Here is a 21,418-nt window from a genome sequence, read left to right on the forward strand (position 1 = left end):
AGAACCTAAGGTTTCAGCAGCGAAGAATTATTTCGCTTATTCAACACTATTACCCCTCGAAAAATTGTGCCGCAATTGTTTATTTAAGTACTCAATCGGTTCAAATTTCAGCAATATATAAACAATTTAATCAGTCTTTTTGAAGCCTTATTTTCAGTAGTAAAAAACTGAATATCAGTTGATAATTATTATTACCCCCCTCATTTACCCATATGGCTTTACAGAGAAACAATAAGAATTAAAATAATAACCGAGTTGGTAATTATTTTTTTTATCAACCGGATAAATTTTAATTAACTCTTTATTTAAATCAATAATTAAAGTCAAGCTGCTTACGTGGATGCGCTTTCGAACGGATGGCACCCCCGGGTCTTGAGGGTAGCCAGCGAGTCGTCGAGGGAGCCGCAGAGGGCGCTGCCGCTCTTCTTCTGGCAAAACGGGCAGGCGTGCAAGTCGCCGTCGGTATCGACGTATAGAAAACGGTCGGCTGCGCCCCCACAGCCCATTCGGCGTTGGTGGTAGCCGTAGTAGTGCACCATGGGCCAGTCGAGATGGTCGGGGCCGTAGTTCAGCTTCAGGTAAAAGGCCTCGAGCAAAGCTATTTGCTCGGGGCTGGGGTCTACGGATTTTCCGGCGTAGTGCCCCACGGCGCGCGGTTCCAGCACCTGAATGAAGGTTACGCCGAGCTGCTTGGCCAGGCGCGCGTAGGTCATCAGGTTGGCGTCGGTGGTGAATTCCTGGGTGGCGCAGAGCGATAGGTTGACGACCAGGCCCGCTTCGCTGGCGTAGGCGGCCGCCTGCACGGCATTGTTATACGCCGCGGGCGAGCCGCGGAAGGCATTGTGGCGGGCCGCGTCGTAGTGGTCGAGGCTGATGGTGACGCCAGTAAATCCGGCCCGTTTGAGCCGGCGGGCGTTTTCACGGGTGAAATTGAAGCCGGAGGTAATCACCCAGAAATCGGTGCCGGGCCGGGCCGCTTCTACCACGGCCACCAAGTCGTTGACCCGCAGCATGGGTTCGCCGCCACTGAAGAAAATCTGGCTCACGTGCCGGGCCTGAAATTGGGCCACCATTGCGTGAATGTGGGCGCGGGTCAGGGTTTCTTTCTGGTTGAGGGCGTCCCACTCGAAACAGTGCTCGCAGGCCAGCGGGCACTTTTTGGTGATGGCCAAAAACACCAGGTTCAGCGTGTCGGTATCGGGGCGGAAGGGCACGAGGCGGTTGACAGTGGTGGCTACGTAGGTGTCGTAGGCCGTGCTGGGCCAGCCGGGAGTTTGGTATTCGCGGTAGTAGCGACCGGCCACGCAGGCGATTTTTCGCACCTTCAGGTGGCCATAGTACACGCGTTTTAGCTCTTTGATGCGTTCGGCGGCGAGCCTGATGCGGGCCGGAGAGCGCAGAAAGCGCCACAGCAGTCGGGCTTCAACCAAGTGAAACACGGCCATGATGAAGGCGCGTTTTAGCCGCGAGGCCAGTACGGTGGGCGGCAGACTCGGCGGCGCAACGGGGACAACCGGTGCCGCCACGTAGGTCAGGTCGGTGATGAGCGTTGTTTCCATGCGTGCTAGCGGCTGGCGGTGAGGGGCTGCATGGCCTGGGTGGCTTTCCGGTATTGTTCCTTGGAAAACTCGATGAAGCGGCCTGGCTTTTTGAAGGCGTACAACTCGGGCAGGTTGGGCAGGCCCTGGAAGTCGCGAATGTGCTCGTAGTAGCCTTTGGTGCGCAAAAATGTGGTCCGACGGCTCTGAGCATCGGGCGCGGGCAGCGTGGTTTCGTAAGTGAGGCTGACGGCGGTGCCAGGCCGGAGCTGCTTGAGGTAGTCGGCATCGTCCGCCATCAGGGCCGCGCGGGCATCGGTGCCGCGCTCGGTGGTGGCGCTGGTGAGGCGGCAGTTGTCGAGCTGCACTTCGGCGTTGGGGCTATAGTCGAGGGCGGCGTAGTCGACTTCCCAAAACATAAACCCGCATTCCAGCTTCACCCGCACCTCGCCGCTGGCAGTAGCTGCTAACGGCAGGGGCACCACCAAATCGCGGGAAGCCAGCGGGCCCACGGTCGGGATGGTTTCGATTAGCTGCCAGCCCTCATTCGTTTCGACGTACACCTTCAGCGGAATGCCCTGGTCGAGGCCCCATTTCTGGTTGATGGCGGCCGGCTGGGTGCGCTGCTGGGCCGCCCAGGTGTTATAGTACGCCCCAAATTTCTCGATAAAGGCGCCGTACAGATAATCCAGCCACAACGAGTTCTGGGCGTGCAGCACCAGCTTGCCCTGGCGGGCACCGGCGGGTTTGGCAAAGCTCATCACCACTTCGTTGCGGGTACTGCCGGGCGTGTCATCGTTGAAAAGAACGGCGTTGCGGTCGGTGGCTTGCAGCTGCGCGGTGCAGTCGTGGCCGGCCAGCGAGCGGGCCAGCGTGGGCGGCTGCGGCGCCAACAGGGTTTGCACCCGGCCGCGCTGGTCGAGTAGCACTTGGGTAGTGGCGGGGTGCTGCACCACCCAGAGCTCGGCCAGGTTGGTATACTGGCGCTCCTTCAACTCGTTGCTGATTTTCAGGCGATACGCGTTGTTTTCGGGCCGAATGGCGGGCAGCGGGAGGTAGTCGTTGCGCTCGGCCGGCGCGAAAATGGCGCCGCTGTAGGCTTCGCCTACAAAGCGGTATTCGTGTCCGTCATAAGCGTACACAAACGGACAGGAGCTTTTGGTGAGGGCAACAACTACAATTAAAATACCCATTACGGCTACCGTGACCCCTAATCCACCCAAAACGTACGAAGCCGTGGTTTTGCCCGTATCTGTTTGAATCAAGTCAATTTGCTTGATGGCCGTGAAAGGAATGCGGACTTGGTCGGCAACTCCTGCCTGCGCCTCGGTGATGTAGACGTGTACGATGTTGAGCACGACGCGCGCCTGCGGGTTTTTGAAACGCGGCGATTTGCCCTTAGGCGGTGCCTGCTGAAACGGAATAATCTGTTCGCTCAAAGCGGCCTTGGTTCCTTCCAGCACTTCGCCGTTCAGCTTCGGGTTGCGCAGCTCCCACACCGAATCTCCCTCGTGTAGCACGAACGTTTTCGACTCGGCCAGCAGGTTTACATTTTCCCGACTCACCTCCTTCTCACGGGCCCGGTAATAGCGGTGGCAACCCGTCAGCAGCGGCATGCAGGTGCCCATAAGCAGCCAGGCAAACGCCGCCGCCACGACGCGACGACGGAATAATCCCAAGGGCCCCGGAATACTAGGCGAAGGAATAAGAAGGCGTTTCATAGAATGCGAACTGTAAGGAAGAAAATGAACACACTCAAGGTAGCGGGGCCGTTGCCCTTTTGTAAACTCAAAAAGTCATACCAGGAGACTTTATCAAATGCATCAATCAATATACAAAGCATTATTCTTTAATGCTATAACATATTATTTTCAGGACATTACGGCCGGCACTATTTGCCATCGCTGCCAGGTGGGCATCGGTCGTGCCGGATACATTCAAAAAATTATGGCTCACTTTGGTAATGCAACGGCCAGTCTGCCGATTAAGCAAGCATAATCCCTTACACCTTCTCTGCAAATCCATGAAACCAGGATTTTTACCCCGCAATCTTTCCCGTTTGGCACTCGCTGGCCTCGTTACGGCCCTCCTGCCGGCCGCGCTTAGCAGTTGCGACTATGCCAAGGCCAACGTAAATACGCTGGTCACCGACGACTGCGGCGTGAATTGGAAGCTAATTGCGGCCGGCAAATCGGTGCCCAAAGGCGTGGGCAACCCCTGCTTTTACAAGGTCACCATCCCCGACTACCCCATGCAGGGCGACAGCCACTTCAAAGTGGTTTTTGCCGAGAACGTGCTGGCTTCGCTCGACGTGAGTTACGATTACACCATCACCAACCCGATGAGCTTCATTCAGGAGGCTAAATACCTGGGCAAAACCAACAGCGCCGAAGTCGGCACCCAGTTCGAAGCCGCCGAAAACACGGTCATCGACAAACGCATCAAAGACGCCGTGCGCGGCCGCCTATCCAAGGAAGACGTGGTGACGTTCAGCCCGTCTGATTTCGAAGATTTGCTGCTGCCGGAGCTGAACAAGCTACTCCAGCCCCGCGGCGTGACGGTCAATTTCCTCTCCCTCGTGCCCGTGTACGACGAGCAAACCGCCCAAGCCGTGGACGTGGCCACCGCCATGAAAATCTACACCTCCAAAAACCTCGAGAAGCTCGGCGAGCAAGTCATTGCCAACCGCGCCGGTGCCAGCCGAATTGTGGTGGAAAACCAGCCCGCACCCGCGCCGGTAGCAGACGAAAAGGAGAAATAGCGCGGGGCGTCGATTAAGTTGCCAGTATCAGCTGAGGCAGGCCGCAGGGCTTCCGTTTGGTTGCAATCCTGGCGCCGGCTGGCATTTGGGGCACGTGTACGTAGCCCGGCCGCCCACGTAGTCCTTGTCGATTTTCACCTTGGGGTGGCGCGGACAGAAGGTGTGCGCGTCGTCGCTGGCGGGCGTGGCGGAGGTGTCCCATTCGCGGGCGTGAATGAGGAACGAAGCCGGAAAATGCCGGTAGTTGGCTTCTTGGTTGATGGCGGTATTCAGCACCAGCTGCACGGCGGTGTGCAGGGCTCGGCCTTCTTTTTCGGTCAGCGAAATTCCCAGGCGCTCGGGGTGAATTTTGGCTTGAAACAGTACCTCGTCCACTATCCAGTTGCCGAGGCCGGCAGTGATGCTTTGGTCGAGCAGCAGGGGCTTGAGCAAAGTTTTGCGGCGGCTAAGTTTCTGGTGCAGCTCGGTGGCGGTGATTTCGAGGGCATCGGGGCCGATTTTCTTGGCCTTCTGGTGCGCGGCGGCGCTATCGGCCAAGCGAATGCGGCCGAACTTGCGTGGGTCGATGAAAGCCAGCCGCAGGCCCGAGTCTTCGAGGTGCAGGGCCACGCGGGTAAAGCGCGGGGCGTCGGGTTCGTCGCGGTAGGCGCCCACGTCGCCGGTCATGCCGAAGTGAAGCACCAGCACTTTGCCGTTGTCCAGCTCCAGAAAGCAGTTTTTGCCCAAACGGCTGGTGCCCGAGATGGTGCGGCCCACCAACCCGGCCCGCAGTTGGTCTTCGGGCGTGGCCAGCACGTGGGCATCGTTCACCTGCACGGCGGCAATGGTTTGGCCCACGGCCAATTCGTCAATAAAGCGGCGGTAGGTCTCGACTTCGGGTAGTTCGGGCACAGATGGGAAAGATTTGAGGGATATGATATTTTCAACACAAAAGCCCGGCTCTGGGTTGCCTCATCCCCTACAAATCCCCGCGCAAGCTGCCCTCCAGCACCACCACGCCCGTGCCTCCAATCTGCACCGCGTCGATGGCTTCGCGCGGGCCGCTCACGCGCACCTGCACCGTGCCGGCGCGGCCCATGTCGTGCCCTTGCTCAGCCAGAAATTCCGGCGAGCGGAGGTAGCCGTGGTGCCACAAGTAAGCCGCCATGCCACCCGTGGCCGAGCCCGTGACGGGGTCTTCCGAAATGTCGGGCGGGGTACCAAAGTGGCGGGCAAACGTGTGGCCTGCCACCGTGGCGCCGCCCAGGCAAAACAGGTGGGGACTGAAGAAATCACTCGCGGCCCGGTAGCGGCCCAGGCCCGCAGCATCGGCCACGTGCGCCCGGCGCAGGGCCGTGTGGTCGCGCAGGAGCACCATGAGTTGGGGCGTGCCCGTGCTCACCGTCTGAATGGGGGCGTTGGGCAGCAAGTCGTCGGGAGTTAGGCCGAAGAGCGGCAGCACGACTTCGGGCGCGTGGACGGCCCCGAAAACGGGGCGGCGCTGGGTCATCCAAATCAGCGGCGGCTGGCCCGCAGCGGCGGGCAGCACCTCCACCCGAATGGGCCCGTGCAATAACTGGAGCGTCAAAACCAGCGGGGTTCCATCGGCGGGCAGGGCTACCCGGCCGGCGTGCAACAAGGCCGCAACCGTGGCAATGGTAGGATGGCCGGCCAATGGGATTTCCTCAGCCGGTGTGAAAAACCGGACGGTAAACTCGGTACTGCCAGCCGCGGCGCTATCCACAAAAGCTGTTTCCGACTGATTGAACTCGCGCGCCAGTTGCTGGCGGGTGGCCGGCGTCAGGGCATCCGCATCAAGCACCACGGCACAGGGGTTACCGCTCAGCGGCCGGGTGGTAAAGGCATCAACAAGCAAAAAAGGCAACTGGGGCATGAGGATGAGAACAGGCAGCGTGAACGAAGCCACGAAGGAACAACGGCCTTCCTGTTTTAAAGCATCAACAGCGAACCTAGGGCACCAAAAAACCCGCCTGAATGAACAAGCGGGCTTTTAAGGGCCTCATTTTTTACGGCCCTAAGAGGGGTCGTGCAGTTTGGCTACGCGCTGGCCTTGCTTGTCGTACACGTCGCCACGCGCCGTGATGAAAAGGCGGCGTTGCTGGCCATCGGTCAGCACATAGGGGAAGGTACCGCTGGTGGTGCGGCTGATTTTACCTACTACTTCGGCGTTGTCCTCGTCATCCACGCGCACCACTTTCAGGGCATTGGTAAGGTAGTAGCGCTGGGTAGGGTCGTTGCGAAACGTGAGCTGGCCCACCAGGCGCACCGCCCCAACCGTGCTTTGGTTCGCTGCAATTACGTCCCCTTCATCTTCTGTAGCCTGCGCCGTGGGGAAACGCCGCTCCAACGGGTTGGTAGCCGCCTGCATGGGGCGGGCCGCCACCACAGCGGGCGCCGCTGAAGGCGCGGCCACGCGGGAGCTGGCCACGATTTGGCCATTGGCCCGCTGCCAGCCCTGGCTGATGGCGGCCAAGCGCGGCGTGCGGCCGGGGTGCGTGGGCGAATCCTGGTCGTTGGGTACGGTAGCCATTGCCGCCTGCGACTGGGCCAAGTTGGCGCCTAGCTTCCGCAGCACGAAGCCCGAGAATTCGTCGGCCTCCAACTCATCGGCGGGCTGCGAGCCGCCGCCGCGCAGCGTGTGGCCGTTGAGGTGGTGGCCCATTTCGTGCGCCAGAATGCTGATGCCCGCCCAGTCGGTGTGGCCGGCGCGGTTCACGGCGTTCAGGAAGTCGGGGTTGTAGAGCAGGAAACGCTTGCCGTTGTAAACCACCGCCGCCGCGTTGTCAATCTCGCGGGTGGCGCGCAGCTCGAAGCGCGCCTTGAGGCCCACCGCATCGGTGATTTCGCGGATGACATCGGTGGGCGCGGGCGCCGTCTGGGCGTGCACCGGGCTGGCAAAAACGAACGGAAGAGCCAGCAGTGCCGGAGCAGCTAAGCGACTAAGGAAACGAGGGAGGAAAGTCATAGCGAGAGAGGCAACAAAGTGGAATGACTAATAACCGGATGATGGCAAGCACAATGCCAGAATTACCCCTAAAAGCAAGCGCGCAAAACGAACTCAAATACTACGCCATCAGTCATCTTAGCGGCAATTTGATGGTCATTGGGCAAGAGTTCAAGCAAGCAACGGCAACGCTTTGTTTTCATTGTGAAGCAACTGGTGAAAGCCGCTGCGCAACGCAGATTGGTAACTGGTTGAATAACGATTGTTAGATGCTGGCAGTTCATTTACCAAGAGTCGTATCGGGCCCGAAACGGTTGCGTTAACCAGCCGCCCGTCGGGCCCGAACCCGAAGTAGCTTTGCCCGACTCGTTTACTCCGCCTTTGCCTCCCTCCCGCTGCTCCATGAACCAAGCCCATCTTCACCTTCTTGTTAACCATGTGCCGATTCTGGGCAGCCTTTTTGCCCTGGTGCTGCTGGGAGCGGGCCTTTTGCAGAAGAACACCACCATGATTCGGGCCGGGCTGGTGGCCGTACTGGCCGCGGGCGTGTTGTGCCTGCCGGCGCAACTCACGGGCGAAGGCGCCGCCGAGGTGGTGCAGACCCTGCCCCGCGTGAGCCGCGCCCTAATTCAGGACCACGAAACGGCAGCCGAGCAGGGGTTTTGGGTGCTGGAAGGCGCCGCGACGCTGGCCCTGCTTGCGCTCCTGTTGCTGAAAAACAATTCGCCGCGGGCCCGCTTGGTCGCGGCGTTGGCGCTCGTGGCTACCGGCCTTAGTTTCGGGCTGCTGGCGCGGGCGGGCAGCCTCGGGGGGCGCATCGTGCACACCGAAATCCGTGAGGGATTTGGCACGCCCGACGAGTTGTAACCACACCACCCTCTCCAACCGTACTTCTACACCATGGCATTCCCCTTTTTCGGCGACGATAAATCCACAATAGCCCGGCTGCTCTCCACCCTGCCCCAAACCGGACGCATCGAATGGATTGGGCAGCGGCCCGTGCGGCGCGAACCACTGGTAGCGGTGCTGGAAGCTGAGCTGAAAACCGATTCGCACATGCTCGGCGACCACGCCCGGCCCAAGGCCGGCGGCAAGCGCCAAGTCACGCTCATTCAGCACGAGTCCCTGACCGCAGTGTCCAGCTTTCTGGGCCTGGATGCGCCGCTGGACCCCGGCCGCCTGCGCCGCAACCTCGCCGTGAGCGGGTTGAACCTGCTGGCGCTCAAAAACCGTCAAATCCGCATTGGCGAGGAGGTTATCCTGGACATCACCGGCGAATGTCACCCCTGCTCGCGCATGGAGGAGGTGCTGGGGCCCGGCGGCTACAACGCCATGCGGGGCCAGGGCGGCCTCACGGCGCACATTGCCCAAGGCGGCATTATTCGGGTGGGCGACGTGGTGCGGGTACTGGAATCCGCGACAGCTTAACCGCAGCGGCCAGCCGTGCCAACAGCATAATCATCTGTCGGTTATAAGCTTCCGGGCCTATGCTAATGGCTAACAGCACCGCAGCGGCAGTCAAGCAATACTTAGTCAGTAATTTCCTTAATTAGTTTATAAGCCATAAGTTAGCTTGTGGCTGGCTACTGCTATAGCAAAAATGCCGACGCTATTTTTTCGGTCAATGGTTGTCCATAAATTTTAAAAAACCGTACCTGTCGCCAACGGCGGCAACCAGCTGGGCAACCAGCCATTCTATATCACATTCCACCCACCCTTTCTTACCTCTTATGTTCAAACACTTACTTTCGCTGCTGCCTGCGGGCCAGCGGCTTCGTGGGGCAATGAGTGTGGCACTGCTTTCCGTGCTGGCACTGGGCAGTTCTGCCTCCCACGCCCAATCCACGATTTATGGCCTGGGCACTGCCATTGGCCCAGTAAGCGGGTCATTGATTGAAGGCGGAGCCGTCGCGGGCACGCAGGGGCTTGCTCCTGTCGACGCTGCTACCGGCTTCCCGAAAGGTGGCACTTACTTAGCCGTTCGTATTACGGGCGTAACCACCGGCCAGCTGTTAGTTGGCATTGATTACCGGCCAAGTACCGGCCAGATGTACGCGCTGGGCTACAATGCTTCGGACCCAACCGGCACTGCTAATGCCCAACTCTACACGTTGGAACCCATCAGTGGGGTAGCGACTCCCGTAGGCAGTGCTATTGCGCTGAATTTGGGAGGCACGGCTGAGCGTATTGGGTTTGACTTTAACCCGGTTGCTGACCGCATCCGAGTGGTAAGTTCCAACGATAATAATTACCGCCTCAATCCCATAACTGGTGCTGTTGTTCAGCAGGACGGCTCGCTGAATTACCCAACCGGTGATGTCAACGCAGGCAAAGACCCTCGAGTGGGCTCCGTAGCCTATACCAACTCGCTTGGCTCCCCAGCCACTACTACGCTCTACAGTGCTGACGTTCGGCCGAATGTGAGTGCCCCTTCCGGTATCCTAGCTACGCTGCCTGACCCAAATACTGGCGCTCTTAATACGGTGCCAAGCTCCGGAATCCGAGTACAAGACAAGGATAACCCTACTACGTTTTATGGCCTTGACCCAGGCTCTACTGTTAGTATCGATATATATTTTGACGGTACTACCAATAAAGCATATTTATCATTGCTCACACAGCCCAACCCAACTTATTCTAATACTGACCTCTACGATTTAAATTTAAGCACCGGACAAGCTACTAACAAAAGGAACGTAGTATCAGCGAATGGGTTTATTCCATTTCATATTATAGATATCGCAGTAGCTCCTGCGCCCACCATCACCAGCCTTGTTCCGGCTTCGGCAACGATAAACGGCCCGGCCTTTACGCTGACCGTAAACGGTACTGGCTTCGCGAACGGCGCAACGGTAAACGGGGGCCTAGTAGCTGGGTCAAAGGTGTTTTTTAACGGTGTTGAGCGCGCCACGACGTTTGTTTCAGCTACGCAGCTCACCGCCCAAATTCTGGCTTCTGACATCACGACTCTGGGCACAAAGCAGGTGACGGTGGTGAACCCAACCGCTCCCGGCGGCACCAGCAACGAGTCTCCTTTCGAGGTTGTGCCCGTCTGCGACGCTCCTACGGCGCTGGCCGTAACGGCAGGCAGCATTACTTCGACCTCCGCTACCGTGACGTTCACGAGCAGCGGCTCGGCCACCGGTTACACCGTGACCACCTCGCCGGCCTCCACCACGCAAACCCTGCCGGGGACAGCTACCTCCGTTGATTTAACAGGTCTGACTCCAGGCGTTGCTTACACGGTAAACATCGTGAGCAACTGTGCCAGCAACACCACCTCTTCCACGGCTTCAACCACGTTCACCACCACGGCCGCGCCCAATCCAGCCCCTGCAATAACCAGCCTGAGTCCCAGCTCCGTGACGGCCGGAGCCGCCGCACAAACTCTCACGGTGAACGGCACGGGCTTCGTGTCGGCATCAGTGGTGAATTTTAACGGCACGAGTCGGACCACCAGCTTTGTATCGGCTTCGCAGCTAACCATCAGCCTGACGGCAGCTGACCAAGCCACGCCCGGCGCCTACAATGTGACCGTGACCAACCCCGCTCCCGGGGGCGGAACGTCGGCCCCGGCCGTGTTTACAGTAAACGAAGTTCCGGCTTGCAACGCCCCCACGGCGCTGGCCGTGACAACGGGCAGCATTACCACAACTTCGGCCACGGTCACCTTTACGGGCAGCGCCTCGGCTACCGGCTACACCGTGACCACCTCGCCGGCCTCCACCACGCAAACCCTGCCGGGGACAGCTACCTCCGTTGAGCTAACAGGCCTGACTGCGAATACGGCGTACACGGTACGGATTGTGAGCAACTGCGCAGTCAATTCGCCTTCCAGCGCCGCCACGGTGAGCTTTACCACAGCTACCCCAACGCCCATCCCGGCCCCGACGCTGGTCGTGACCCAGGGCGGCTCGCCCATCGCCAACGGGGGCTCTCCTTCGTATTCCTTCGGCAACCAGACCACCGGAACCACGCAAACGGCCGTTTTCACGCTGGCCAACACGGGCAATACCGTGCTCACCATCAGCAGTGTTACGGTTAGCACCGGGACGGCCTTTGGCTTCCAGACATTCAGCGTACCGGCCACGGTGGCCGCTGGCAGCAGCACGACGCTCACGGTGACATACGCCGTTGGCACGGGTGCCCAATCGGGCAGCATTACCATTCTCAGCGATGCGACCAATGGCAACAACAACACGTTTGAGCTGACGCTGAACGGCACCGGCAGCCCGGCCCCGGCGCCGGAAATCAACGTGTTGCAAGGCGCTACATCTTATGCCAGCGGCAGCACGTTCACGTTCCCCGCTACCAACGCGGGCACTTCCAACAGCCGGGCGTTCACCATTCAGAACACTGGCACGGCCCCGCTCGTCATCAGCAGCATCACCTCGACCGGCGATTTCACGAACGACTGGACCACGTCGCCCTTCACCATTGCCGGCAGCAGCGCGGCTACGGTCACGGTTACGTTCACGCCCAGTGCTTCGGGCACGCGCACGGGTACGCTGGTTATCAACAGCAACGACGCCAACGAGTCAACCTACACCATCAATCTGAGCGGCCAGAGCGGCGCCCTCACCTGGAACGGCAACGTGAGCACCGCCTGGGGCAACGCCGCCAACTGGACGCCCAACCAGGTACCGACCTCGTCGGCCGATGTCATCATTCCCGGCGGCCGGCCCAACCAGCCCACCGTGAGCGACGCCCGCGAGGTGCGCGCCGTCACGCTCGCCTCGGGCGCGGTGCTGACCTTGGCCGCTGACGCCACGCTCAACGCCTACGGCACCTTCACCAACAACTCAGGCACATCGGCCACCAGCTGCTCTGGCCTGGCCGGCACCGGCACGTTCGAGCTGAACTACAGCGTGGCCCTCAGCGGCAACCAGCCGCTCACCATTGGCGGCACGGCCCTCTCCTGCTTCCCCAACCTGACGGTGATTAATAACACGGCCTCAACTACGGGCCCCGTGGCGGTCCGCAACCGATTGGAGCTTAACCAAAGCCTCACCATTGGCAATGGGCAGCCATTCACGCTGCTGTCCGACAACACCGGCACGGCCTACGTGGTAAACGTTGGGGCGGCTTCTCTGAACGGCACCGCCACGGTGCAGCGCTACATCAATCCCAACCGCAACTCGGGCTTGGGCTACCGCCACTACAGTGCGCCCACGAGCAACAGCACCTTCGAGGACCTGGCCACCACGGGCTTTACACCCATTATCAACCCGGATTACAACACGCAGGGCAATACGGTTCGCCCCTTCCCGAATGTGTTTGGCTACAATGAAACCCGCGTCAACACCAGCGGCACCTCGGCCATGGATTTCGACAAAGGCTTCTTCTCGCCACTGTTCATCGGCAATACGATGGAAGTGACCCGTGGCTATACCGTCAATATTTCGCCCCAGGCCAAAGTAGATTTCGTCGGCTTTGTGAACAACGGCACCAAGACGGCCAGCGACCTCACCCGCGGCAACCAGCCCAAAAGCGGCTGGCACCTGCGCGGCAACCCCTATCCTTCGGCCCTCGACTGGAATAGGGTGGAAAAGAATGGCCTCGAAAACGGCCTGTACGTGTTCAAGAGCAGCGGCCAATACTCGGGCTCCTACGCCGCTTACATCAATGGCGTTGGCACAAACGGGGGCACCAACGTGCTGCCCGTGGCGCAGGGCTTCTTTGTTCGCACGGCCGTGGGCCAGACCGGCAGCCTCGTCTTCACCAACGATGACCGCATCACCACGGACGAGGATGCTCCTTTCCAGCGCGGCACCGCTGATACGCGTCCGCAGCTTATGCTCGCTCTGGGTAATGCCAAGGCCAGCACGCAGGCCGCGGTTTACTTTGAGCGCGGCGCCACGGCGAGCTTCGACAATACCTTCGACGCCCACGCCCTGCCTGCTTCCACTGGCCTGTCACTGGCCTCGGAAACGGCTTCATTGGAGGCCTTGGCTATCAACGGCCAGCCCACGCTCACGGGAGCCGAGGTGGTGCTGCCCCTGCGCATGGCCGTGCCGGCCGCCGGCACCTACACGCTCAGCGTTGAGAAGCTCGCCAACCTGCCCGGCAACTACCGCGCGTATCTGCGCGATGCCATCATGGGCAACTACACCGACTTGACCACCACGCCATCGCTGAGCCTGAACCTGGCTGCTGGCGCAGCCAATGGCCGCTACGCTGTGGTATTTACCACCCAGGCACGCGTGCTGGCCACGGCCCCAGCGGCCCTGGCCCAGTTGGCCAATGTGTACCCTAACCCAGCCCACGGCTCGGCTACATTGGTGCTGCCCGCCAAACTGCGCGGCAACCAGGCCACGGTGGTAACCATCGTCGACAACGTGGGCCGCGTGGTACTAACCCGCACCTTAGCTGCTGGAACTGCGGAAACGCTGGAACTGCCCTTGGGTACGTTGGCATCCGGGGTGTACTCTGTGGTTGCCCGCACCGCGGCTGGCTTAGTGGCCAAACGCCTCGTTGTGCAATAAAACAGAGGCGTTGCGAGAGCAAAGCCTCTGTTTTGCGTCAACATAAAAAATAAAAAGCCCCGGCTATTGCAGCCGGGGCTTTTTTGATAATTATTTACCCGATTCCGATTCAATAAAGGTAACGCTACCGAGCCGCGTCAATAAAAAGCCCATCACCAACGGCAAGGGGTTTTTTGAACTATGAAAACAACGGTCTCTAGCGGGACCCGCCAAGACCTACGCCAAATACCCTGCCATTGGATTGTAGAGCGCCTTTCCTAAATCGCTGAAAAGCACAACCGAATTACGCCCCGTCCATCCGCACAATTTTTGGCGTGAACGAACCCAGCACATCCACCAATTCGTGCTGGCTGGCCATCACGGTGTGAATGTCTTTGTAGGCCATCGGGGCTTCGTCGAGGCCGCCCCCAATCAGCTCGATGCCGTGCTCGGCGAGGTGCTTGCGCACACCGGATTCGGTCAACTCTGCCTTGGCGCGCGTCCGCGACATGAGCCGGCCGGCGCCGTGCGAAGCCGAAGAAAGTGACTCCGCCAAGCCCTTGCCCCGCACAATAAAGCCGGGGGCCGTCATTGAGCCGGGAATGATGCCGAGCACGCCCGCCCCGGCTGGCGTGGCGCCCTTGCGGTGCACGATGACCTCGCGGCCATCGGCCAGCCGCTCCTTCCAGGCGAAGTTGTGGTGGTTTTCCACTTTGGCCACGGGCCGTTCGCCCAAGGCTTTCGCCAGCCGCTGGTGAATTTGGGCGTGGCACGCCGAGGCGTAGTCACCGGCCAGGTTCATGGCGGCCCAGTATTCCTGGCCGGCTTCGGTGTCGAGGCCGAGCCAGGCGAGGTGCTGGGCTTCGGTGGGCAGTTTGCATACGTCCTTGGCCAGGCGAGTGTAGTGCTCGGCAATGCCCGCGCCCAGGCCCCGCGAGCCGGAGTGCGAGAGCACGCCCAGGTACTGGCCCACGGGCACGCCCAGTTCGTTTTCTGCTTCGGTGATGTCGACAATGCCGAATTCAACGAAGTGGTTGCCGGAGCCGGAAGTCCCGACCTGGTCGGCCGCTTTGTCGCGCTTGTTTTTGAGGAATGGGATTTCTAAGAATTCATCCCGGTCCAGCACGGCGCTGGGCATCCGGTGGCCCCGCTCCCAGCCCCGGCCGGAGCCGAAGCGGGTGTTGTCGAGCAGGATTTTCCGGAGTTCCTGCACCCGCTGGGTGAGGTACTTGGGCGGCAAGTCGAATACCGACAAAGCCATTCGACAGCCGATGTCGACGCCCACGGCGTAGGGAATCACCGCGTTATCGGTGGCCAGCACGCCGCCGATGGGCAGGCCGTAGCCGTGGTGGGCATCGGGCATGAGGGCCCCGGCCACGGTCACGGGCAGTTTCATGGCTGTTTCCATCTGGTGCACCGCTCCCTGTTCGATGTGCTCGGCGCCGAACGTGACGTAGGGCTTGCGCTCGACCAGGGCAATGTGCCGGGAGGGCGCCGGCAGCAAAGCCGCCGCCGTATGGCTCCAGTCCAGGTCGGTGAGGAATTCCTTGGGGTTGGCTAAAAGTTGCTCCAACAAGGCGAGCTGGTCGGTTTGGGAGAGTTTTTTGAGGTGCTTGCGCTGCAATTGCGCGAGGGCAAGCCCAATGGCCCGGCCTTCGGGAAACCCGAGGGTGCGAAGGTCGTTGCCGCGTAAAAGAGTGGCCATAACAATGGTGTTTGCACGAAGAACAAACGCGCTATTGGGCGTCTGAATCGTTAATGAAAAAAGATAAAAAACGGACCGGGCAACGGGCGCGCCGCCCACATATGTGCTCTACCCAACTGAGCTACCACTAGCCGAAGCCAGCGGGCAGGAATCGAACCTGCGACCCCATCGTCCAAAGCGAAGTATGGCGGCGCTACGGCACCAGCCCGTTTTTAATGAACAAAAAATCATGTTTTCAAGCGGGGCAACAGGCGCCCGGCCAGCTGGCGCGGCCCTACCAATACGCAGGCGCCCTGCCTTGCGGCAGCACTTCGGGAGTCGAACCCGCGACCGCACCAAATTTGGAGCGAAGGAAGGCCCGGCTACGGCACCCACCGGAAAACATGTAGCATCGGCATCATCCGAAAATTCAGGGCAACAAGCGGCCGGCGTGTCAGCCGCAGCCAAGGCCACGACCGGGGATTCGAACCCATCTTACTGCTTCCGAAAAAGCAGCTTTCAACCAGCGAAGTATCGCCTGCCTACCGCACCTGAACAGTTCGGATTTGTCCGAGTTGGAACGGGCCACAACAGTGGCGCCGTTCCGGTCGGCGACTGCCCCAATTAGGCAGCCGTCTTCCTCATTTCAACAGCTTTTTTTCAGCTTAAGCAAGGGGAATGAGCGGTGGGCTACGTTGAGTGAATGGCAGTGAGCCACCGCCGCCGAAGCAGCCACTCGATGTGCACCCGCGAAGTAGGCCCGGCCTACGCCACCTTGCGCCGCAGCGGCCGGGGGTTCCGCTTTATTGCCCGGCCGTTTTTTAAGAAGGCTTTACAGTTCAATTTTCTCGATTTCGCTGAGCGCCGAGCCGCCATTGTCGAGCGCCGTGAGCACGTCGAAAATTTTGTCGGACCACCCCGCGATGAGGGCCACGCCCGTTTCGGGGCGCACCTCCAGCGGGGCGGTGCCGTGCCCGGCCAGGTCGAAGAGGTAGAGGCGGGCGTTGGGGGCCACGGTGCGGCGGTACTCGGCCCATTCCTGGGCCAGGGTGCCGCCGTCGCCGCGGCTGTTCCACAGCTGCACGTCCGTGAACATCATCACCTTGTCCACCACCTCGCGGCGCTGACGCAAGTCTTTGATTACGAGGTAGCCGTTGGTGCTGTAGCCCACCTCGCCCTCGCGGCGGTAGAACTCCTCCACGTTGCGAAGCACCGGCCCGCGGGGCAGGCTGATGCGCTTCCACGTATCGCCGAACATACCGGCCGTCACGTTCTGGCTCCGGCTTTGGAGCAACATGCCCAGCACCAGGCTCACATCATAGAGCAGCACTTTGCTGCGCGCTGAAATGGGCTGCTGCATGGAGCTGGACACGTCGCAGGCCACCACCACGCGGGTTTCGGGACCGAAGCCGCGCAGGTTGGCCGCGCTGTGGGCAATGGCTGCTTCCAGCGCCGTGAGCACCGCCGCCACGTGGCCGCTCGACAAGGCTTTCACCTCCCGAAAGGCCGCCAGGAAGCGGAACGGCAGCTGCTTGCTGCGCGCCACCGCGGCCCGATTGGCCAGCGTGGCACACACCTGCGTGATGGCGGTGGCCGACACGTTGGCTTCGAGGATGTTGCGCAGGTTGCGCAACAGGGCCATGTAGCCCAGCTTGCCGCTCGCAATAAGCGTTTCCCAGGTTCGGGCTACCGCAGCCGCCCGCTCGGCAGGCGTGGCGTAGGCCACCTGCCCTACCGCCGACAGCTCGGTTTCCCAGGTGTAGGGCGTGGGCAATTCGCCGCGCACCAACTGGTCGAACAAAGCCTGCTGGGCCGCATCACGCGCCGTGGGGTGCACCAGGAACAGGGCATCGCGCAAGCGCACCGCGCCGTCCCGGTCGTACTTCGCCAGCTGGTAGCCATCGAAGGTATTAAAGCTCATCGCCAGGCCTTTCTGCAGCTGCTTAGAGACGCGGTTGAGGATTTTGGTCCCGCTCCGGCCGTTGGCCTGGGCGTAGTAAGCCAGCAATTCCGTGATTTCGTCGGGGCGCTGCACTACCCGGGCCACCAAGCGGCTCAGGAGATTGTCGCCGCGGTGCAAGCGGGCCAGTTCCACGCACAGCACCAAGGGCACGGTGCGCAAATGCAGGCTTTCACGGGCATACACCGCCAATTGCGCCACAAACAAGGGCTCGTTTTTGCTCACCAATTCACGCAAGCGCGCCAAACGGGTGTCGGCATTCTCGTAGAAATGGTCGCTGAGCGCGGCCGTGGCTACGGCGGCGTACAGCTCCATCTGGGGCGTGAGCGTGAAGGCGGCAGCGCCCTCGTGGTTAACGGTGGGCGCGCTGTTTCGAGAGAAGAAGTTGAAGCGCATAAGGTGGGTGTTTTGAAGGATGGAAAGCAGTATTTGAATTCAGTTTTTGAATTAATTATTCAGAAAAACCGATTTGATGTTCGTGTATCTAATTATTAATTTGAATTAGACGCACCTCTTCCGTTCAAATAAAAAATCGCTTTTATTTGGAAATTAAAAAGACGAAAAAACCCGGCTTTTTGTGGGCCGGGCTTTTCTATTTCGCGTGATTTACGCCGGGATTATCGACGTAACCAACAAAGAAGAAAAGCACGACCACACCGTTTCAGCGAGCCGCAATCGGGCCGGCGCTGGGGCTGCTGGGGCAGGTATTCGGGGCAGATGCGGTGCATGGATTGAATGGGTAAGCGGCTGTAAACCGGCTAACAACAAAAAACCCGAGCGTTATGGGCTCGGGCGGTGTCGGGCTTTAGCAGATGCTAAAATCAGGCAAACGTACCGAGCGGAAGCAGCTTTTCTGGCTGCATCTTATCCGAATTGCTGGTGAATATCAGGTGGCGGTACATGGTTGTTTGCTTTTGGTGCGACAAAGGTTGGTAATTAATTTTCATACAGCAAATTATTTTTGAAATTAATTATTAAATATTTCAACAAAATGCAAATCCGATTCTTTTAAGCAGTTTTAACGCTCAATTAATTTTCAAACAAATTCTGGTAACACAAACCTCCACCACCTATCCCTGGTATGTACAGCCACATGCCACGTCTCGCAACTTCCGACCACTACACCCTCACACTTCCCGAAGGGCACCGCTTCCCCATTGCCAAATATGCCCTGATTCGCGAGCAGTTGCTGTGGCAAGGCATTGCGGCAGCCGATGACTTCTACGAACCCGGCCTGTGCGCGGAGGAAGACGTGCTGCGGGTGCATACGGCGGAATACTGGCACAAAGTGCGCGACCTAAACCTGAGCCCCGCCGAAGTGCGGCGGCTGGGCCTGCCGCAAAGCCCGCAGCTGGTGCGGCGCTCGCTCAGCAGCAGCGCCGGCACCCTGCAATCGGCCCTGAAAGCGTTGCAGGATGGCGTAGGGCTGAACCTGGCCGGCGGTACCCACCACGCCTTTGCCGACCGCGGCGAGGGGTTTTGTGTACTCAACGACCAAGCCATTGCCGCCGCGCATTTGCTGGCTAACGACTTGGCGAAGCAGGTGCTAATTGTGGATTTGGACGTGCATCAGGGCGATGGCACGGCGGCTATTTTCGAGCACGAGTCGCGCGTGTTCACGTTTTCCATGCACGCCGGGGCCAATTACCCGCTCCGGAAGGAGAAGTCTGATTTGGACATTGCCCTGGAGCTGGGCACGGGCGATGAGGAATACCTGCGCCTGCTTCAGCACAACCTACCGAGGCTGCTGGCCCAGGTGCAGCCCAATTTCGTGTTCTACCAAGCAGGTGTGGACGTGCTGGCCACCGACAAGTTGGGCAAGCTGGCCCTGACCCCAGCGGGCTGCCGGCAGCGCGACGAACTGGTGCTGCGCCTGTGCCGCGAACACCAACTTCCTGTGGCCGTGAGCATGGGCGGCGGCTATTCCGAACGGCTGGCCGACATCGTGGATGCGCATTGCAACACGTTCCGGGTGGCGTTTGAGCTGTGGCCGTAAGCCGCACCCCGCCACGTCCCTACCTTTGCAACCCATGAAAAACGCTGCTTCTGCGCATCCCGCGCCCGTTACCGTACCCGTGCGGCTCGATGAAAAACCGGCGGGCTCCCCGGCCCAGCTGGCATTTCGGCAAGCCATTCTGGACGTTGAGAATTTGCGCGAGCGGCTGCGCGACCTGCGCGCCGAGCAGGCGGAAGCGCGGCGGCGCTACTGGCAGCAAGTAGGCCCCGCCGCTACCGCCGTGGTGGCCGCCCGCCGCAACTTATTTCCAACTTTAGAAGAATCCCTGCTGCTGGGCTATTTCAGCCGCTTGGAAGAAGAGCAGATTACGGAGTTGATTTTAGGAAATGCCCGGGCTTTGGAGGAACGGTTTGGCGAAGACGAAAGCGAGATAATTCGCAAATACGCCCCCGCCGCCCGCCGCAACAGCCGCGAGGCCCAAGCCAAGCCTGAGCCCCATGCCAAAGCCGAGACGCAGGAACAATACATCCCCGACCCCACCCTGCCGCCGCACGAGCAAGCCGCCGCCGCCGCTCGCGCCCGCCGCAAGTCCAAAGCGCAGCGCGCCAAGGATGAAGCCGAGCAAGCCGACCAGAAACAGCTCGAATCCAACGCCAAAACCATCTACCGCCAGCTTGCCCGCACCCACCACCCCGACCTGGAGCGCGACCCCGAAAAGCAGGCCGGCAAAACTGCCCAGATGCAGCGCATCACAGAGGCCTACGAGGCCGACGACCTCTACACCCTGCTGCAGCTGCTGGCCGAATCGGGCCCGGCCGATGCCGATTCGGACGATGTGCTGGCCCGTTACACCCGTGCCCTGCTTCAGCAGCAAATCACCCTAAAGCAGGAGATGAACGAGATGAAGTATGGCCCCACTGGCTTCCAAGGCGCTTCGGCCAAAAAGCAAGAGGCGGAGCTACGGCAACTGAAGCGCGACCTGCGGGCCGAAGCGGAATACGTGCAGCACGTTGGGACTCTGCTGCAAGAGCCGGATGGCTTGCGCGATGTGCTGCGCCAATTAGCCGCCGAAGGCATGAGCAGTATTTAAGCAAACCGCGAAACGGCAACCGCAGAACTACCCCCTTTATATCGGGCCCAGAATTAAGCAATAAATTCTACCGCCGCCTGCACCACGCCAGCATCGCGCATGATGCGGTTGTGGCCCAGGCCGCGCGTGGCGTGCAACACCGCGCCGGGCCAAGTAGCTGCAATGGCCCGCCCTTCCGAGAAAGGAATTATTTCGTCGTCCTCGTCGTGGATGACCAGCACTTTTTCGGCGCCAGTGCCGGGGCCGGCAACGGCGACGCCGAACGAATCGGCGGGCCGGCCGGTGGCCTGCTCCACGAACTGGGCAAACCGCGCCACGAAGTCATTGGACAGATACAGGAAATCGGCGAAGCGCCCGGCCACCTCCCGCGGGCCGATTGGGGCACTCAGCATCACCAAGCGTGGCAGGGGCACCCCAGCCGGCAGCCGCACCGGCAGGCCCGCCACCGAGGCCGCTCCAAACGAGTGCGCCACAACGGCCCGCACCTCGCCCACGGTATCAATCACCGCCTGCACCGCCCCGCCGAAAGCAGGAAGGGTGGTTTGCTTCCCGGCCGAAGCGCCGTGCGCGGGCCCATCCAGAGCCACCACGCGGTAGCCCGCCACCAGCAGCGGCTGCACCCAGGCCCGCCAGAAACTCGCCCGGTGCTCCCAGCCGTGCACCAGCACCACGGCCGGAGCCGCAGCCGGCCCCCACTCGTACACGGCCACAGAGCCGGTTTCGTAGGCAATGGTGCGGCGGCGCGCATCGGCCAGCGCCGGTGCTTCCCATGCCTTCTGAGGCAGGCGGCGGGGCGTGCAAAACAGCTTCCAGGCTTGTCGAAAAGCCAATTCCGGAGCTATTGCAGATAACACTTTCAACTGCATGCGCAGCCACTGCAGCCCAGCCGGAGGCGAGGGATAGCGCATCCGGGGCGCGGTTGAAGCAACGACAACATCGGCGTTATAATAATCCTGGGCAGGTGAGAAGGTATTGGTCATGGCAAGCAGGTAAGAGCGAAAAGAAGCACCGGATTATTCC

The 21,418-nt window shown here is 60.4% G+C and carries 15 protein-coding genes; 7 read left to right on the forward strand and 8 right to left on the reverse strand.

The features are described 5' to 3' along the window. Positions 1-332 precede the first annotated feature (332 nt). Together I2I05_RS04120 and I2I05_RS04125 are read right to left on the reverse strand one after the other, a co-directional pair. Entirely contained in the window at positions 333-1,559 is a 1,227-nt protein-coding gene (locus I2I05_RS04120; RefSeq protein WP_196280967.1) for a radical SAM protein, read from the reverse strand. A gap of 5 nt (positions 1,560-1,564) precedes the next feature. After that, positions 1,565-3,259: a hypothetical protein gene (locus I2I05_RS04125; protein ID WP_196280968.1), complete on the reverse strand. Its 1,695-nt coding sequence runs from the start codon at positions 3,257-3,259 to the stop codon at positions 1,565-1,567. Positions 3,260-3,597: 338 nt separating this feature from the next. Between I2I05_RS04125 and I2I05_RS04130 the strand changes: the two genes are divergently transcribed. After that, the gene (locus I2I05_RS04130) at positions 3,598-4,299 is read left to right on the forward strand and encodes a hypothetical protein (RefSeq protein WP_196280969.1); all 702 of its coding nucleotides are present in this window, start codon (positions 3,598-3,600) and stop codon (positions 4,297-4,299) included. A 27-nt stretch (positions 4,300-4,326) separates the two neighbouring features. On the opposite strand, the gene mutM is transcribed toward I2I05_RS04130, so the two are convergent. From mutM to I2I05_RS04145, 3 genes are all read right to left on the reverse strand, one after another. After that, the gene (gene mutM / locus I2I05_RS22280; RefSeq protein ID WP_196280970.1) at positions 4,327-5,190 is read right to left on the reverse strand and encodes a DNA-formamidopyrimidine glycosylase; all 864 of its coding nucleotides are present in this window, start codon (positions 5,188-5,190) and stop codon (positions 4,327-4,329) included. 67 nt (positions 5,191-5,257) lie between these two features. Beyond that, positions 5,258-6,172 (reverse strand): PhzF family phenazine biosynthesis protein, encoded by a 915-nt coding sequence (locus tag I2I05_RS04140; RefSeq protein ID WP_196280971.1) that lies wholly within the window; start codon positions 6,170-6,172, stop codon positions 5,258-5,260. 141 nt (positions 6,173-6,313) lie between these two features. Next, positions 6,314-7,264 (reverse strand): M48 family metalloprotease, encoded by a 951-nt coding sequence (locus tag I2I05_RS04145; protein ID WP_196280972.1) that lies wholly within the window; start codon positions 7,262-7,264, stop codon positions 6,314-6,316. A gap of 23 nt (positions 7,265-7,287) precedes the next feature. Between I2I05_RS04145 and I2I05_RS04150 the strand changes: the two genes are divergently transcribed. The 4 genes from I2I05_RS04150 to I2I05_RS04165 all read left to right on the forward strand — a co-directional run bounded on the left by I2I05_RS04150 (position 7,288) and on the right by I2I05_RS04165 (position 13,728). Beyond that, positions 7,288-7,512, forward strand: coding sequence for a hypothetical protein (locus I2I05_RS04150; protein ID WP_196280973.1), 225 nt, complete (start codon positions 7,288-7,290; stop codon positions 7,510-7,512). Between the two features lie 133 nt (positions 7,513-7,645). Then, positions 7,646-8,110, forward strand: a complete 465-nt coding sequence (locus I2I05_RS04155) for a hypothetical protein (protein ID WP_196280974.1) — start codon at positions 7,646-7,648, stop codon at positions 8,108-8,110. A 33-nt stretch (positions 8,111-8,143) separates the two neighbouring features. Further along, complete coding sequence (locus I2I05_RS04160) at positions 8,144-8,671, forward strand: MOSC domain-containing protein (protein ID WP_196280975.1); 528 nt, start codon at positions 8,144-8,146, stop codon at positions 8,669-8,671. A gap of 302 nt (positions 8,672-8,973) precedes the next feature. Then, on the forward strand, positions 8,974-13,728 hold the full coding sequence (locus tag I2I05_RS04165) for a DUF4394 domain-containing protein (RefSeq protein ID WP_196280976.1): 4,755 nt from the start codon (positions 8,974-8,976) through the stop codon (positions 13,726-13,728). Between the two features lie 283 nt (positions 13,729-14,011). Here the strand turns inward: I2I05_RS04165 and I2I05_RS04170 are convergent, their stop codons facing one another. Further along, positions 14,012-15,412 carry an RtcB family protein gene (locus I2I05_RS04170; protein ID WP_196280977.1) on the reverse strand — a complete coding sequence of 467 codons (1,401 nt, stop codon included), beginning with the start codon at positions 15,410-15,412 and terminating at the stop codon, positions 14,012-14,014. Positions 15,413-16,223: 811 nt separating this feature from the next. Beyond that, on the reverse strand, positions 16,224-17,747 hold the full coding sequence (locus I2I05_RS04175; RefSeq protein WP_196280978.1) for a TROVE domain-containing protein: 1,524 nt from the start codon (positions 17,745-17,747) through the stop codon (positions 16,224-16,226). 697 nt (positions 17,748-18,444) lie between these two features. Here I2I05_RS04175 and I2I05_RS04180 point away from each other — a divergent pair. Together I2I05_RS04180 and I2I05_RS04185 are read left to right on the forward strand one after the other, a co-directional pair. Further along, entirely contained in the window at positions 18,445-19,347 is a 903-nt protein-coding gene (locus I2I05_RS04180) for a histone deacetylase family protein (RefSeq protein ID WP_196280979.1), read from the forward strand. A gap of 34 nt (positions 19,348-19,381) precedes the next feature. Beyond that, positions 19,382-20,398 (forward strand): J domain-containing protein, encoded by a 1,017-nt coding sequence (locus I2I05_RS04185; protein ID WP_196280980.1) that lies wholly within the window; start codon positions 19,382-19,384, stop codon positions 20,396-20,398. Between the two features lie 53 nt (positions 20,399-20,451). Here I2I05_RS04185 and I2I05_RS04190 read toward each other — a convergent pair whose 3' ends face one another. Then, on the reverse strand, positions 20,452-21,378 hold the full coding sequence (locus I2I05_RS04190) for an alpha/beta fold hydrolase (RefSeq protein ID WP_196280981.1): 927 nt from the start codon (positions 21,376-21,378) through the stop codon (positions 20,452-20,454). Between the last annotated feature and the right edge of the window lie 40 nt (positions 21,379-21,418).

This window comes from Hymenobacter jeongseonensis (assembly GCF_015694725.1).
Taxonomy (GTDB): domain Bacteria; phylum Bacteroidota; class Bacteroidia; order Cytophagales; family Hymenobacteraceae; genus Hymenobacter; species Hymenobacter jeongseonensis.